This window comes from Paraburkholderia acidiphila (assembly GCF_009789655.1).
In the GTDB taxonomy this organism is placed as follows: domain Bacteria; phylum Pseudomonadota; class Gammaproteobacteria; order Burkholderiales; family Burkholderiaceae; genus Paraburkholderia; species Paraburkholderia acidiphila.
In genome coordinates, this window is record NZ_CP046910.1 from 136374 (window position 1) to 151691 (window position 15318).

Here is a 15318-nt window from a genome sequence, read left to right on the forward strand (position 1 = left end):
TGATGCGGGTAGAAAATTTATGTAGCTTCGTCAGGGATGCATTTGCGAGTTATTTCGCATGCCTGACGACACGCACGCTATTGCGGCTGATCGCGTTCGCGCAGCAAATCGTGCAGGCTGCGCGGCGCGGGCTTGAGCGGCGTGCGATGCTGCGTCCAGCCCATCTGCTGTATGGGAGCGAGGCCCCGCAGGCGCGTCACGGCCCAGCGCAGCGCGCGATACGCGCGCGGATGTGCGAATGCGCCGCTCCAGAAGCGCCAGATGAATTGCTCGCTTCTGCTGTGATTCGCGCCCTGGCCGCGCAGCGGGTGCGCAACGTTTTCCTCGGGGGCGCGGTTCGCTTCGGTACGCAAGCGCACGAGCAGTTGCGGAATCGGAATGCGCACCGGGCAGACTTCGCCGCATGCGCCGCACAGGCTCGAGGCCGTGGGCAACTCGGCGGTCGCGTCGAGCCCGAGCAGATGCGGCGAAATGATCTTGCCGATCGGCCCCGGGTACGTCGTGCCATACGCATGGCCGCCGATGCGCGTGTATACCGGGCAATGGTTCATGCATGCGCCGCAGCGAATGCATTGCAACGTGGCGCGCAATTGCTCGTCGGCGTAGGCCTGGCTGCGGCCGTTGTCGAGCAGCACGAGATGCACTTCGCGCGGGCCGTCTTTCTCGCCTTCGCGGCGCGGGCTGCTGATCAGATTGAAATACGTCGTGATGGGCTGGCCCGTGGCCGAGCGCGTGAGCAGGCTCGAAAGCGGCACGATGTGCTCGAGCTTCGCCACCACCTTTTCCATGCCCATGATCGCGATATGCACGTCGGGCACCGTGGTGGAAAGGCGCCCGTTGCCCTCGTTTTCCACGAGCCAGAGCGTGCCCGTGTCGGCGGCGGCGAAGTTCACGCCGGAGAGGCCGATCTGCGCATCCACGAAGGCACGGCGCAGCGCGCGGCGGCCCGTTTGAACGAGCGTGTCCACGTCCTCCGTAAAGGGCGTATCGGGAATATGTTCTTCGAACAGGTGCCCGATATCCCCCTTCGTCTTGTGGATCGCGGGCATGACGATGTGCGAGGGCTTTTCGCCCGCGAGTTGCACGATGTACTCGCCCATGTCCGATTCGATGCAGTCGACCCCGCGCGCCGCGAGGTAATGGTTGAGCTCGATTTCCTCGCTCGCCATCGACTTGCCCTTGATCACGCGCGTAGCCGCGCGCCTCTGCGCGATGGCGTGGACGATGCGGTTGGCTTCGTCGGCGGTCTCGGCCCAATGCACCTGAATGCCGTTCGCGCGCAGCTTCGTTTCCAGTTGCTCGAGCAATTCCGGCAGGCGCGCGAGCGCGTGCTGGCGCACGGCTTCGCCGAGATCTCGGAGCGCTTCGAGTTCGTCCGCCTCGGGAAACTGCGCGGCGCGCTTGCCTTGCAGGAAGTCCATCGCGCCGCGAAAGCTCTTGCGCAACTGCGGGTCGTCGAGCGCCGTGCGTGCGCGCTCTCGGAATTGCTCGGTCGGGATGAAATGCAGCGTATTTTCCTGCGGTGTCTGCGTGGTCGTGCTCATTGGGCGGCTCCGTGCGGCGCGCTCGTTTCGCGATCCTCATCCGTTACGACGACGACCCACAGCGCGCGCGGGCCGTGGGCGCCATACGCGGTGGTCTGCTGGATGTCCGAGGTCTTCGAAGGCCCCGAAATCATCACGAGATTGGTGGGCATGCCGCCGCGCCAGCGTTCCGCCGCAACAGCGGCGTGCAGGTCGGCGTGCAACGTGCGCGCGTGGATTAGCGCAACGTGCAGGGGCGGCACGAGCGAGACCGTGCGCGGCGCGTTCGCGTCGGGCACGACCACGAGCGTCCCCGTCGCCGCGAGGCCCGAGCGCGCGACCGTGAAGCCTGCGTCGATGGTGTCGAAGAGTTCGGTCTTCCATTGCTCGATCGGCTGCGCATAGCTGCGCGCCTGCACGGCTGCCGGAAGCGCTGCCGTGAGCGCTTGCCCTTCGGCGCTTGCAGTGTCGAGCAGCAGGGAGCGCACGCCCGCTGCTGCCAGGCGCGTGGCAAGATCGGCTGCCCACGTGGCGGCGCTCGCGCAGATCACTTCGGCGTGCGCGGCCTCGAGCATGCGCTGGAACTGCGCGACGCGTTCGTTCAGCGCAAGCGGCGCGTGCGCGCGGCGCTCGGCGAAATGCGCGTCGATGCGTGCATCGAGCGCATCGACTGTCGTGGCGGGCGCGGCGGGTGCATGGGCGCGCAGGCGTTGCAGCATGCGCGCACGCGCGCTCATCGAATCGACGCTCATGCGGCCTCCCCGCCGGTGCGGCGCCAGAGGAACGAGGCCAGGTGCTCCACGGCGAGCGGCGCGCCCTTGTGCGCCGCTGCGTGGCCGATATTCAGGAGGCACCCGCAGTCGGCGGAAACGAGGCGCTCGCAGCCCGTGGCGCAGGCGGAGGCGATCTTGTCGGCGACCATCGCGCCGGAAATGTCGGGGTGCTTGAGCGAGAACGTGCCGCCAAAACCGCAGCATTCCGATTCGCGCTCGTGGTCGATGCGCGTGACGCCCGGCAGCGCATCGACGACTTCGACGCCATGCACGCGCGTGCCCATTTCGCGCCGCGCGCCGCATGAGGTATGCAGCACGACGCGCTCTTCTGGCTGCCGGACGGCACCCTTGGCGCCATACGCATGGAAATCGACGTTGAGCACGCGCACGAGGAATTCCGTGAGTTCGTACACGCGTTCCGAGAGTTCGTGGGCGCGCGCGGCGTTCGCGGCGTCGTCCTCGAACAGCGCGGGCCAGTGGTGGCGCATCATGCCCGCGCAAGAGCCCGAAGGCACGATTACGGGCCACGGCTTTTCGAACAGGCCAAGCTGCGCGAGCGCGACCTCGCGCGCCTGGCGCGGGTTGCCGCTGCTGTACGCGGGTTGGCCGCAGCAACTCTGGCTGCGCGGGAAATGGACCGTGAGGCCCTCGCGTTCGAGCAGCTTGACCGCATCGAGACCGGCTTGCGGCACGAACAGGTCGACGAGGCAGGTGGCGAACAGATAGACGTCGGTGGGGCGCTCGGTGGGGTATTGCCGTGGCTTCATGTCTCGCTCGGTGTCTTTGCGCGCTTTTGCGATCGGCCCCCGCGAGCCCGGTTGGCCGGGGGGGGGGGTGAAGAAAAGCGCTGGTTTGGGCGCATAATTCCCACTTCGGGCGAGGTCTTCAAACTGGTTGGACCACTCGCCGCAAACGACAACGAGACGCAGGATGGCGCGGGGGTGGCAATGAGGGACAGGGGAGGTACGCGCGGGCGCGTGGAAACCGTGATGCGCCGCATGGAGACATCGCTGCTCGACGGCACCTGGCGCGCGGGGGCGAAGCTGCCTTCCGAGCGCGTGCTCGCGCTGGAGTACGACGTGGCGCGCAACACGGTGCGCGAGGCGCTCCAGCGCCTGGCCGCACGCGGCCTCGTGCAAAGCAGGCCGGGAGCGGGCGTGTTCGTCACCGATCAGCTGCGTACGGGCTTTGCGTCGCCTTGGGGGCAACTCGTGGCCGATCATCCTGCCTTGCGCGAAGACATTCTCGAATTTCGCCGCGTGCTGGAAGGCGCGACCGCTTATTTCGCAGCCCTGCGCGCGAGCGACGAGGACCTCGCGCGCATTCGCGCGCTGATGCAGGAGCTGGAGCGCACGCGCGAAGTGGACGACAAGGCCGCGGAAGCCGACACCGACGCGAAGCTGCATGAAGTGATCGCGCAGGCATCGCATAACGCGATGTTCCTGCATCTGCACACGAGCGTGCTGGGCGTGCTGCGCGAGCACATCACGATCAACGGCACGGGGCTGCGCGTGCAGAACGAGGACGCGCCGGATCAGCTGCTGCTGCAGCATCGAACGCTTTGCGAGGCGATCGTCGCGCGGCGTCCCGAGGAGGCGCGCACGGCGATGCAGACGCATATCGACTTCGTGCGCACGCGGGTGGGCGACGAGATCGGCTGGCCGGAAAGTGGTCCAACCAGTGACGATACGCGGCGCGCCGTGGCGGCGCGCAAGGCCACTCGCAAGGCGCCGGGCGGCGTAGAGCAAAAGCCAGTGACCCGCGCCCGGCGCACGAACGCTGCTAAAGTCGGTTGATCGGGGCGACGGGCCTCAATCCGGGATCGCACGCAGTGCATAGGCACAAAAGCAGGAGGAGCCGATGAACGAGAGCGCCGCGCAAATCGTGGCATTGAGCGCCGTGACGCTGACCGTCAACGATATCGCGCGGTCGGTGCCGTTTTACGAAGCGCTCGGCTTCGTGCAGAGAGCCGGGCCCGCCATACCGGGCTTCGCGTCGTTCGAGCTGGGCGCTGCGGCGGGCGTCTGCTATCTGAACCTGCTGGAGGGGCCGCACGGCGCGGTGAACGGCTGGGGCCGCGTGATCCTCTACGTCGCCGACGTGGACGCCTTCTACGCCCACGCACTCGCGGCCGGCGCGAAGCCCGAATTCGCGCCGCGCGACGCGCCGTGGGGCGAGCGCTATTTCCATCTCGTCGACCCGGACGGCCACGAGTTGAGCTTCGCCAGGCCGCTCGTCTGAGCCGGCGCAATGCATTTGAAATATTCGTGACACTCGCTGCGCCGATAGTGGCGCGAGTTGCCAGCATATCGACCAAGGAGAGAGTCGCCATGAATGAATTCGACCGCACGATGGACGCCGAACAACAGGATGCGCAGCAGCAGGAAGCCGAACGGCATCGCCGCCGGCGTCTGGATGAGGAGCTCATCGACGCCTACGACGAAGAGCTCGAAATGGAGGTCGACGACCGGCTGCAGGAAAGCGGCCTGCAGATCAGCGATGAGGCCCGCGCGCTGCGCCGCGTCTATTTCCGCGAGCTGATCCGCCTGCAGGGCGAACTCGTCAAGCTGCAGGACTGGATCGTGAGCTCGGGGCACCGGCTCGTCGTGATCTTCGAAGGGCGTGACGCAGCCGGCAAGGGCGGCGTCATCAAGCGCATCACGCAGCGCCTGAATCCGCGCATGTGCCGCGTGGCCGCGCTGCCCGCGCCGAACAACCGCGAGCGCACACAGTGGTATTTCCAGCGCTACGTGCAGCATTTGCCGGCGGGCGGCGAGATGGTGCTGTTCGACCGCAGCTGGTACAACCGCGCGGGCGTGGAGCGCGTGATGAACTTCTGCTCCGACGACGAGTACGAAGAATTTTTCCGCTCGGTGCCCGAGTTCGAAAAGATGCTCGTGAGGAGCGGCATCCAGATCGTCAAGTACTGGTTCTCGATCACCGACGACGAACAGGAAGTGCGCTTCCAGAGCCGTATCGACGATCCGCTCAAGCAGTGGAAGCTTTCGCCAATGGACCTCGAAAGCCGCCGCCGCTGGGAGGCCTATACGCACGTGAAAGAGGTGATGCTGCAGCGCTCGCATATCCCCGAGGCGCCTTGGTGGGTGGTGCAGGGCGTGGACAAGAAACGCGCGCGCCTGAACTGCATCCATCACTTGCTGAGCCAGGTGCCGTATCACGAGATCGAGCATCCGCAAGTCACGCTGCCGGCGCGCGTGCATCATCCGGATTACATCCGCCAGCCGGTGCCGCAGGAAATCATCATTCCGGAGATTTATTGACGGGTTGCTTCGACCGCAGTACCCAGCAAAAAGCCGCGCTCCCCTTCGAGGGGAGCGCGGCTTTTTCTTGCCCGCTCGTCCTCAGAACACGTGTCTGAACACCCAATAAAGCACCCCCGCCAGCACGATCGAAGCGGGCAGCGTGAGCACCCACGCCATCACGAGGCTGCGCACGGTGTTCCATTGCAGGCCAGAGCCGTTCGCGGCCATCGTGCCCGCCACGCCCGAGGAGAGCACGTGCGTGGTCGAGACCGGCAGGCCGTATACATCCGCCGCGCCGATCGTCACCATTGCCACGACTTCTGCGCAGCCGCCCTGGCCGTAACTCAGATGCTGCTTGCCGATGCGCTCGCCCACCGTCACCACGATGCGCTTCCAGCCCACCATCGTGCCGAGACCCAGTGCGATCGCCACGGCCACTTTCACCCACGTCGGGATGAATTTCGTCGCATGGTCGATCTGGCTGCGGAAATTGTTGATGGTCTTCGCGTCGTCGGCTGAGAAGGCCACGGCCTTCTGCTTGTCGAGCAGGCGGATCGCTTCGGAAACCACGTACATGTTGTTGCGCACGTTATCGACAACCGATTGCGGCACCGCCGCGAGCGAGCCGAAGCCGCGCACCTGTTCGGCCACCTGATTCGACAGCGCAGCGACCGCGGGCACGGTCGTGCTCGACATCGTGCGGCTGCCGATGAAGCGCTCCACTTCGGCACGCGGCTCGGCGGGCGCGGCCACGCCGTTCGTGTAGCGCTCGAGCGCGCGCGTGGCGTCGTGCGCGACGGCGATGAACGTCTGCGTCTGCTCGGCCGTCACGGCGCGGTTCAGCGCGTAGGCGGTGGGCACCGTGCCGATCAGGATCAGCATGATGAGGCCCATGCCCTTCTGGCCATCGTTGGAGCCGTGCGCGAACGACACGCCCGTGCAGGTGAGAATGAGCAGCGAGCGGATCCAGAACGGCGGTGGCTCCTTGCCCTTCGGCTCCGAGTAGAGCTCGGGCACGCGCACGACGGCCTTGAGGATGAGCAGCAGGAGACCCGCCAGCAAAAAGCCGACGATCGGCGAAAAGAGCAGCGACTTGCCCACGCCGAGCGCCTGGCTCCAGTCCACGCCGCTCGTGCCATTTGCGCCGTGCATGAGCTGGTTCATGAGACCCACGCCGATGATCGAGCCGATCAGCGTATGCGAGCTCGACGAAGGCAGGCCGAAGTACCACGTGCCGAGATTCCAGATGATCGCGGCAATGAGCAGCGCGAACACCATGGCGAAGCCCGCGCTGCTGCCCACCTGCAGGATCAGCTCGACAGGCAGCAGTTGCAGGATGCCGAAGGCCACCGCGCCGGTGGAGGTGAGCACGCCGAGAAAATTCCAGGCGCCCGACCATATCACGGCGATATTGGGCGAAAGCGAGTGCGTATAGATGACGGTTGCGACCGCATTCGCGGTATCGTGGAAGCCGTTCACGAACTCGAAGCCGAGCGCGATGAGGAGCGCGATACCGAGCAGGATCCAGGGCATCGCCGAGCTTTCGCGCACCGGCGAGAGGTCGTCGGCGAGATGCATCCCCACGTACACGGCGCCGATGGCGATGACGATGAGGAACGCGAGCAGGCTGACATTGCGCCCGCGCGCGGGGGCGGCGCCCGGTTGCGGTGACAGGGAAAATTCTGGCATGGCAGGCGGGCTCCTGGGGGTGGGAGTGGGCAGAGGTTTCGCCTTCGATCCTGAACCGCCCAGGTGTCCGTTTGATGACGGTTTTGTGCCAGCGATGCCCGATGCATGTCCGATAAATCGGCGCCCTATCCACGCGTGCCATCGGTAAGAGGATTGCGCTGATGCCAAAACGGGTTCTTTCGCTGCGTCTCCTGGCGCGCCGCTGGGTCGCCGCGCGGGCGACGGCGGCGACACGCCTGATCGGTAACTATCCCTTTTTCGCGGGGCTATCCGGCACGCTCATCGCCACGGTCATGGCGATCCTGACCTACGCGGCGCTCTACGAGGGCCGCGCCGAAGAGCTGCGCCACGCCGAGGAGAACTCGCGCAACCTCGTACAGCTCATCAGCAACGACATTGCCCGCAACGTCGAAATTTACGACCTGTCGCTGCAGGCCGTGGTCATGGCCGCGCAGCAGCCGCAAACCTGGGATCTGCCCGAGGCGCTGCGCCAGCGCGTGCTGTTCGACCGCGCGACGACGGCGTCGAGGCTCGGCGGCGCTTATGTGATCGACGCCACAGGGCATGTAAAAGCCGCGCGCAGCAACGCCTTGACCGCTGCGGAAGCCAGCGTTTCGTTGGCCGACCGCGATTACTTCATCGCGCAGCAGCGCGACCCGCAAGCGGGCCTCATCTTTTCGAAGCCGTACCATTCGCGCCTGCGCGGCGGCGTGCTCGCCATCGGCCTCTCGCGCCGCATCAATGCCCCCGACGGCACGTTCGCTGGCGTCGCGCTGCTCGGCGTGCGTCTGGACTACTTTCAGCACCTTGTGGAGCGCATCGATCTGGGGAAGGGCAGCCACCTCTTCATCTTGATGCGCGACGGCACGCTGCTCGCGAGCCAGCCGCCGACGCTGCGCGGCATCACGGCGAACTATGCTGACCTGCCGAATTTCGCGATCTTTTCCCGCCGCGCCGCCGGCAGCTATACGCTGCGGTCCTCGCTCGACGGCGTGGAGCGCATCTACACGTTTGCTCACGTGGACAACTCGCCATTCATCGTCGTCGTGGCGCCCGCCATGGATGACGTGCTCGCTGGCTGGCGGCGGCGCAGCTATATCGCGCTGGTCGTGACCACGGTGTTCGGCGGCGCGTGGGTCGCGGTGTCATGGATGCTCGCGTTCGCTCTGCGCGACAAGGTGGTGGCCGAGGGCGAACTCCTGCGCCTGGCTGTGACCGATCCGCTCACGGGGCTTGCGAATCGCCGCGCGCTCGACAGCCGTCTCGCGGCGGAATGGCATCACGCAGTGCGCGAAGGCACGCCGCTTTCCGTGCTGTTTTTCGATATCGACCACTTCAAGCTCTTCAACGACACCTACGGGCACGCCGCCGGCGACGAGGTGCTGGCCTTCGTGGCCGCGCGCATTGCTTCGGGAACGCGACGCGCAACCGACCTCGCCGCGCGCTTTGGCGGCGAAGAGTTCGCCGTGGTGCTGCCGGACACGCCGCTCGACGCCGCAACGCGCGTCGCGGAGAAGATCCGCAAACGCATCGAATCGGCCAATCTCACGCTAAGTGGTACGCACCATGGGTGCGTGACGGTGAGCGCGGGGTGTGCGAGTTGCAATCCGCCGCAGGGCGGCAGCGGCGTCAAGCTGCTGGCCGCCGCCGACCGCCTGCTGTACGAGGCCAAGGAAGCCGGCCGCAATCAGGTCCGGTCGCAGCCATGGACGGGAGAGGGGGCGCAGCCGCTGGTGGATTCCGAAGCCGGAACCCGAGGCCGCGATGCGCCCGCAACCCGGGGCTGAGGCGCGCCGCCGTCTCGCGCGGCGCGCGACGCCCTCCATGCCGCTCAGCGCGCGGATTTCGACAGCCGGTGGCCGAGGCCGAGGTTCGAGACGATCTGCCAGGTGTAGACGCGCGAATAATGCACGCCGAACTGGCGGCCGATCAACTCGCGCACGCGGCTGTTGGTCCACGCATCGCTCGCAAAGCCGTGCTCTCGAGCGGAGCCGTGCAGGGCGCTCGCGATCCAGCCTAGCGCGGCCTGATCGAGCACCGAAGGGCGGCCGCCCACGCTCATCTGCTGGAGCGCGGCGAGTCCGCCGTCCTCGACGATGGACTTGTAGCGCCTCACCGTCTGGGCGGAGAGGTGGAGTGAGTCGGCGACGCTATTCACGGTCGCGCCTTCCATCAACATCTGGCCGGCGGCCATTCTTCTCGCGACGCTCGGCAGGTTCTCGGTTCGGGTAAGCATGTGTTCACTCGTCGACGAAAGATTCCGGACACGCGGCATTGCGGATGTGCCGCTCCTGTAACCCTTCCTGCAAGCGGGTCTTGTCGCTTGCCATGGACCCAGGCGCCGGTGCGGTGACGCGAGAGCCATGACGGACGGCGAAATCGACGCCCGGTGAAGGGCGCTTGTTGCGAAACGCCTCGGTGTTCCGCAGCGGATATTAATAATTGTTTTTGTAGGGAATGTGTATAGCCAGCGGAAAAATAGTCTGCTTGACTTGTGGATAATCCTGAACTAATGGGAAAAAACAACCGGTTCGCGTTGGTCAACAATAGAGGCTGCCATTTCGCATTGATCCCGCAATGCGAAGTTTGCTCTCATTGCAGCCAGATAACCTGACTTATTTGATCAATCATTGAAAAGCAACGCTGTACGCCGTTTTGTATGATTAATTCACCGTTCAGTGGATATTTCGCCGGATCGACTCTATTCAATATGGATTAAATCGCGGTAGTAGCACCTATGGATGTTTGTTAGCGTTTCTGGCTGCTGCCCGGTAAAAGTCACCGCCCCCCTGCATAAGTGGCGATGACGGGGCAATTTCAGGGAGTGATTTGAAATTTTTGTGCAGAATGTTTTTCGCAAACATTTCGAATCGATTGCAATGCGGATTGGATTCGAATGAACGAATGCAGAATGCCGGATTTGCGCGCGGCGTATCGCGTAGCGAAACGGGTCCCTGAATCCTGTCGGGCTGCCAAATGCATCCGCGCTTGTCGTCAAACGACGCGCGGCATGGGCGGCGGCCCGCTTTCTGGCCGCTGCAGATGAATAAAGAACTTGATGAAAAGGTAGGTCGTTTGTTGCGCCGCGCTGCGAGTCGCCGCTCGCTCGTGCCGTATGGCGCGTTTCACGCCCTGTTCGCGGGCGACGTACCGTTGCGCGAGCGTTACGCAAAGCTCGAGGCTGCCGCGGCTGCGTTGTGCGAGCCGCGCGAGGCCGACTACGCGTCGCTGCTCTCGACCGATTCCGGCCTGCCCGGGCCGGACTTCTACACGCGCTTCAAGCGCCTGCATGCCGAGCGTTACTACGCGACGCTCGGTGCGGACCGGCATCGGATGCTGCGGCTTGCCGAAAAACGGCAGCTCGCGAACGAGGAACGCGAGCGCGTGTATGCCCATTATCTGCGCTGTGCCGCCGAAGAAACCTGCATGAACGGCGCGTGATGCGCGCAAGCGCTGCGCTGTCGTTCTCTTGCCATTGACGATCCACAGAAGGAGTTGCCCCATGTCCACGCGCTATCGTTGTTCCGCGCCGCTGCTCAGCGCGCTTCTCGTGCTTGCCCTCGGCGTGTCGGCGCCACTACGTGCGCAGACGGCGTCCGATGCTGCGCCTGAAAGCGCACCCGGCGCACAGTTGCAGATCGGCGAGGTTCAGACCACGGCCACGGTCGTGAGCATCGACGCGGCCACCAATTCGGTCACGCTGCGCGGCGCGCGGCGCAACCTCGTGACGGTCGCGGTCGATCCGACCATCGGCGACGTGAGCAAGCTCAAGCCCGGCGATCACGTGAATATCGTCTACAAGGAGGCGTTGCTGCTGCGCGCCGAAAAGGTGGCGACGAGGGGCATCCGCTCGCGCGTCGATACGGTCGCGACAACGCCGGCTTCCGGTGGCGTGGCGGCTACGGCGCATAGCGTTCAGGTGGTTGCGACCGTGGAGAAGATCGACCGCAAGAGCCGCAAGGTCGCGTTGCGCGGACCCACCCGCACGGTCGTGGTCGTCGCGCCGCCGGACGTGCCGCTCGAATCGATCAAGGTGGGCGACAGCATTCGCGCCGACTACGTGAGCGCGACGGCGGTGCAGGTCACGCGCGACGGTCAGAAGTTGCAGTGAGGCAATGACGCGTGGGCGGCGTGCCAGGCGCTAGTCCACGCGATTGCGGTCGCGCACGAGGATCGTGACGTAGATCGCCGTGCAGACGATGATGACGGCCACGCCGGTAATCACCTTCTGGTGGTCGAAGTTGAGGAGGCCGACCACCGCGATGGCGATGCCGGCGGCAGAGCCGAGCGTGCCCATTGCCGCCACGAAAATGCGCATCTTGCTCCAGACGCGATGGCGCCGCTCGGGACCTGCGCCTTCCATAAATCGATGCAGTCGATCAAACATGGCGGCTCTTCCGGGTAAGGTAGAAGTCGGTCATGCGGGCGCGCTTGATTGAGCGGCCCTGACCAGTTCAAGAAGTATAGCCAGCCCATTATTACGCGTTCTTTCATTTGCCTGCGCGCTATCGCGCCGGAATACCCGATCGTTTTTTGCGCGCGTTTAAGTTTGTCTTAATTTTCGCTCGCGATGATGGAGCCGTCGGGTCGATTTGATAGTTCGATTCGCGGTTGTTCTTCACGTCCCCTGTTGGCCGCCGATTCGCTCGGCGGCCTTTTTTTCGCCCGTACTCCACGTTTGCAAGCGTCAAACCGCTCCGCATTCAGGCATTCAAGCCTTATTTGTGATTGGTCGCGAGGGCGCCCGCACTGTTTGCGCCGCCGAAAAGCTGCGTCAGATATTGCTGGTTGTTGTTCATGATCGACATGAGGTTATTGAGCGCGGTGAACTGGCTGTTGAATTTCGCAGTGAGCTGCGTTGCGCGCGCCTCGAGCAGCGACGACTGCTTCTTGATGTCGTCGAGCTCCTTGTTGATGGCCGTGCTGCGTCGCTCGATGATGCCGCTCGACTGCACGTAGGGCGTGATGGCGCTGTTGAGTTTCGTGGACATGCCGCCGCTGCCGAACAGCGCCGCAATCGCACGATTACCCGGTTGCAGTGCCTTCTTGAACGTTTCGTCGTCGATCTCCAGCTTCCCGCTCTTGTCGAGCTTGATGCCGATCTCGCCCAGCGAGTGGGTCACGCCGTCGTTGCCCTTCACGCCCGCCGAAACGACTGCCGGCAAACTCGACGCGAGTGCGCGTGCGATCGAGTCGCCGAGCAGCGCGCCCGCTTGTGCGCCGGTCGTGCCGGTGGCGGCCGTGTAGGAGGTCAGCCCGTTCAGGGCATCCACGTAGCTGTTGTACGCCTTCACGAAGTCGCGGATGGACGTGCCGGTCGCCGCGGTGTCGGGGGCGATGGTGAGCGTTTGCTTCGTGCCCACCGAGGCGCTTTCGAGCTTGATCGTGATGTCGCTTACCACGCCTTCGAGCGTGTTGCTCGCGCTCGTGACGCGCGTGCCGTCTATGCGCAGCTCGGCGTCGCCGGCTGGCTCGACTTCGCGCATCTGCGAGGAAGCGAGGCGCGTGTCGACGCCAGGGCCCGCCTGCACGTCGATCGCGTTGGCCGCGCCGGTTTTGTTCGCGCTCAGCACGAGGTGCTGACCGTCGGCGCCGTTGACGATCGACGCCGTGACGCCGGGGTTGTCCTTCGCCCGGTTGATCGCCGCGACGACATCGGTGAGCTTGTTGCTGCTCGCGGCGATCGTCAGATGCATGGACTTGCCGCCCATCGAAATGTCGAGGCTGCCCTCGCCGAGCGTTTCGCCCGTGGCGAAGCTATCCGAGGTGAGCTTGTGCGCGCTCGCCAGCCGATCGACTTCGACCGTGAAGCTGCTCGCCACCGCGTTCTTGCCGGCGACCGCGCTCAGGCCTTTGTCCTTTTCGCTCGTCGTGACCGTGAAGCGTTGCAGCGCGGCGCCGTCCTTGAACGGTTCGAGTGCGCTCTGGAGCGAAGCGAGCGCCGACTTCAGCGTGCCGAGCGCGGAGAGTGTCGTGTTGCTGGCCGTCTGTTTCGCGCTGAGGATGGCGCTCGGGCCCGCGATCTTCGCGTTGACGAGCGCCTTGACGAGCTGGTTGACGTCGAGCGTGGAGTTGGTCGCGCCGCTGATGATCGACTGGGCGGCATCGCTCAGCGCGCTGTTCGCGCTGGCGGTGGTGTTCGTGATCGTGCTTGCCATGAATGAAGTCCGTTCGTTCTGGTGAGTCGAGTCGACGGAGCGCGCGAATGCGCGGTCATGCTTTCATTACGGCAAGCTTTCATGAAACTTTATGAAAGATTTGAAAAGAATTTGAAAAGTTGACGCTTTGCCTCGGGGCGGCTGCAGGCCGCCCGCTTCAGACGTGTTCAGGGAAGCCCGAGCGGCCCTGCGTGAGGTCGGTTAGCGTGTTGCGCGCGGCGTCCACGGCGGTGGCGGGCAACTGGATCGTGAGGCGCACGGTCATGGCGTATTGGCTCTCCACGAGCGTGAACTGCTCCTGGTCGATCCAGTGGCGCACACGCGTTTCGTCGGGGTAGCCGAGTTCGACCGTGAGGCGCGCCTGCGCGATGCGCTCGACGCGCTCGGCCGCTTGCAGGGCGGTGGCAATGGCGTCGGTATAGGCGCGCACGAGGCCGCCCGCGCCGAGCTTCACGCCGCCGTAGTAGCGCACCACGGCCGCGAGCACGCCGTCCAGGTCGTGATGGCGCAGCACTTCGAGGATCGGCCGCCCGGCGGTGCCGGAGGGTTCGCCGTCGTCGGACATGCCGGACTGGCCGCCCGCGAGCAAGGCCCAGCAAACGTGCGTGGCGGCGGGATGTTCGTCTCGCAGACGGCGGATTTCAGCCATGGCCGCTTCGCGGTCGGCAACGGGAATGGCGTGCGCGATGAAGCGGCTCTTGCGGATCTCGAGTTCCGCGGTGACAAGATGGGCGAGGGTGAAGGTCGGCACAGGCGGGTTGGCGCGGCAGGCGAAACCACCATGTTAGCCGATGCGCACTCGCCGGATTCCGACGTCCGTCCCCATATCTTGCCAGTTTGTGTAATGGTGCTTTGCGCTGGATGCTAGTGACGCCCCGGCTTTCAGCCCGGATAATGCTCGGCATGACGGATCTAGCTCTGGCTGGAGCGAAGCCGAACTCCTCATTCGGTGATCCGTCATAGTCCTTTCTCTCGCGGCGCCGTTGCGGCTGACGCGATTTCCCAAGCGCCCAGAAGGCAAAAAGCCAAAAAAAGCCCCGGTCGGACTGTGTCACGACCGGGGGTCACAAGGCTCGCCTGTTCTCAAGAGGCAATCCCACATTACGTCCGCAAAATTGCGTCCGCAATCGGAAAAAAAACCGGGTGCGCCACGCGTTCGACGTGCGCCGGTGCTCTCACGAGTGCCAAAAAAAATCCCGGCCATCTCTGGCCGGGCAATGAGAATACACCGTGCGCTCCGGGGAACGAAACGCCCGACAACGTTACTCGCGGGCCGTGCGACCGGCAACACTTGCGCATTACCTTCAATTACTGACGTGCGCCTTTCGGCGCAGGGCCGCCGCGCGTGCTGCCAGGCCGGAATCGCCGTGTGATGGGCATTGCGGGCACATTATTTCGCATGCCGAACGATAATTGTGCAAGCGCAGACACGGGGCGAAGTAAGGCGCTGAAATGCACCGAGGCCGATCTCCCTCGCGGAAGACCGGCCTCGGTGTGCCACGCGCCGCCAGGGCAGGCGGCCCGTCGATCAAGCGTACGTTATCAGTAACGCGGCGGGGGCGGCGGACGATGGTCGTCGTCACGATAGCGCGGGGGACCCGGATCGTGCGGATGATGGTGCATCCACTCGTCGTGTGCCCAGTAACGGTGGCCGTCCCAATAGCGGTCATCGTGCCAGCCGATCGAGACATGCGCGTCCACCGGCATCATGTGCGGTTGGCCGTATTGCGGCGCCGAGTCGGCACGCAGCCCATACGGTGCGGATTGAGCAAAGGCGCTCGATGCGCCCATCAATGCGCCGCCGGCGATCAATGCTGCGGCGATGGCGCGGGCGGGGGTCTTCCAGCTCTTGGTATTCATGAGTTACCTCCTCTTTGGTTGCGTCGTCAGTCACGCGGCACCGGGATGCCTT

The 15318-nt window shown here is 64.9% G+C and carries 15 protein-coding genes; 6 read left to right on the plus strand and 9 right to left on the minus strand.

The genetic code is table 11. The annotated features are described in order from the left end of the window. Window positions 1-77: 77 nt before the first annotated feature. Genes FAZ97_RS15090 through FAZ97_RS15100 form a run of 3 tightly spaced genes read right to left on the minus strand, consistent with a single transcriptional unit; the run spans window position 78 to window position 3063 of the window. Entirely contained in the window at window positions 78-1544 is a 1467-nt protein-coding gene (locus tag FAZ97_RS15090; RefSeq protein WP_158759293.1) for a LutB/LldF family L-lactate oxidation iron-sulfur protein, read from the minus strand. Further along, entirely contained in the window at window positions 1541-2260 is a 720-nt protein-coding gene (locus FAZ97_RS15095) for a LutC/YkgG family protein (RefSeq protein ID WP_158760935.1), read from the minus strand. Before FAZ97_RS15095 ends, FAZ97_RS15090 begins: the two co-directional genes overlap by 4 nt. Before the next feature lie 11 nt (window positions 2261-2271). Further along, a complete protein-coding gene (locus FAZ97_RS15100) occupies window positions 2272-3063 on the minus strand; it encodes a (Fe-S)-binding protein (protein ID WP_158759294.1) in 792 nt (263 codons plus the stop codon). 222 nt (window positions 3064-3285) lie between these two features. Here FAZ97_RS15100 and FAZ97_RS15105 point away from each other — a divergent pair, with 222 nt between their 5' ends. The 3 genes from FAZ97_RS15105 (at window position 3286) to ppk2 (ending at window position 5577) form a co-directional block, all read left to right on the plus strand. Continuing rightward, window positions 3286-4092 carry a FadR/GntR family transcriptional regulator gene (locus tag FAZ97_RS15105; RefSeq protein WP_158760936.1) on the plus strand — a complete coding sequence of 269 codons (807 nt, stop codon included), beginning with the start codon at window positions 3286-3288 and terminating at the stop codon, window positions 4090-4092. A 64-nt stretch (window positions 4093-4156) separates the two neighbouring features. After that, window positions 4157-4537: a VOC family protein gene (locus FAZ97_RS15110; protein WP_158759295.1), complete on the plus strand. Its 381-nt coding sequence runs from the start codon at window positions 4157-4159 to the stop codon at window positions 4535-4537. A 110-nt stretch (window positions 4538-4647) separates the two neighbouring features. Beyond that, a complete protein-coding gene (gene ppk2, locus FAZ97_RS15115) occupies window positions 4648-5577 on the plus strand; it encodes a polyphosphate kinase 2 (protein ID WP_233271843.1) in 930 nt (309 codons plus the stop codon). Window positions 5578-5658: 81 nt separating this feature from the next. Here ppk2 and FAZ97_RS15120 read toward each other — a convergent pair whose 3' ends face one another. After that, window positions 5659-7248 (minus strand): inorganic phosphate transporter, encoded by a 1590-nt coding sequence (locus FAZ97_RS15120; RefSeq protein ID WP_158759297.1) that lies wholly within the window; start codon window positions 7246-7248, stop codon window positions 5659-5661. A gap of 161 nt (window positions 7249-7409) precedes the next feature. Between FAZ97_RS15120 and FAZ97_RS15125 the strand changes: the two genes are divergently transcribed. Then, a complete protein-coding gene (locus FAZ97_RS15125) occupies window positions 7410-9035 on the plus strand; it encodes a diguanylate cyclase (protein ID WP_158759298.1) in 1626 nt (541 codons plus the stop codon). A 44-nt stretch (window positions 9036-9079) separates the two neighbouring features. On the opposite strand, the gene FAZ97_RS15130 is transcribed toward FAZ97_RS15125, so the two are convergent. Continuing rightward, complete coding sequence (locus FAZ97_RS15130) at window positions 9080-9484, minus strand: helix-turn-helix domain-containing protein (protein ID WP_028202557.1); 405 nt, start codon at window positions 9482-9484, stop codon at window positions 9080-9082. Between the two features lie 806 nt (window positions 9485-10290). On the opposite strand from FAZ97_RS15130, the gene FAZ97_RS15135 reads away from it, so the two are divergent. Further along, window positions 10291-10689 (plus strand): hypothetical protein, encoded by a 399-nt coding sequence (locus tag FAZ97_RS15135; RefSeq protein WP_158759299.1) that lies wholly within the window; start codon window positions 10291-10293, stop codon window positions 10687-10689. Window positions 10690-10750: 61 nt separating this feature from the next. Continuing rightward, a complete protein-coding gene (locus FAZ97_RS15140) occupies window positions 10751-11359 on the plus strand; it encodes a hypothetical protein (RefSeq protein ID WP_158759300.1) in 609 nt (202 codons plus the stop codon). A 30-nt stretch (window positions 11360-11389) separates the two neighbouring features. Here FAZ97_RS15140 and FAZ97_RS15145 read toward each other — a convergent pair whose 3' ends face one another. The 4 genes from FAZ97_RS15145 to FAZ97_RS15160 all read right to left on the minus strand — a co-directional run bounded on the left by FAZ97_RS15145 (window position 11390) and on the right by FAZ97_RS15160 (window position 15266). After that, complete coding sequence (locus FAZ97_RS15145) at window positions 11390-11635, minus strand: DUF2964 family protein (RefSeq protein WP_158759301.1); 246 nt, start codon at window positions 11633-11635, stop codon at window positions 11390-11392. A gap of 331 nt (window positions 11636-11966) precedes the next feature. Continuing rightward, window positions 11967-13406 (minus strand): flagellar filament capping protein FliD, encoded by a 1440-nt coding sequence (gene fliD, locus FAZ97_RS15150; RefSeq protein ID WP_158759302.1) that lies wholly within the window; start codon window positions 13404-13406, stop codon window positions 11967-11969. Between the two features lie 157 nt (window positions 13407-13563). Beyond that, window positions 13564-14157: an IMPACT family protein gene (locus FAZ97_RS15155; RefSeq protein ID WP_158759303.1), complete on the minus strand. Its 594-nt coding sequence runs from the start codon at window positions 14155-14157 to the stop codon at window positions 13564-13566. Window positions 14158-14948: 791 nt separating this feature from the next. Beyond that, on the minus strand, window positions 14949-15266 hold the full coding sequence (locus tag FAZ97_RS15160; protein WP_158759304.1) for a hypothetical protein: 318 nt from the start codon (window positions 15264-15266) through the stop codon (window positions 14949-14951). Window positions 15267-15318 lie beyond the last annotated feature (52 nt).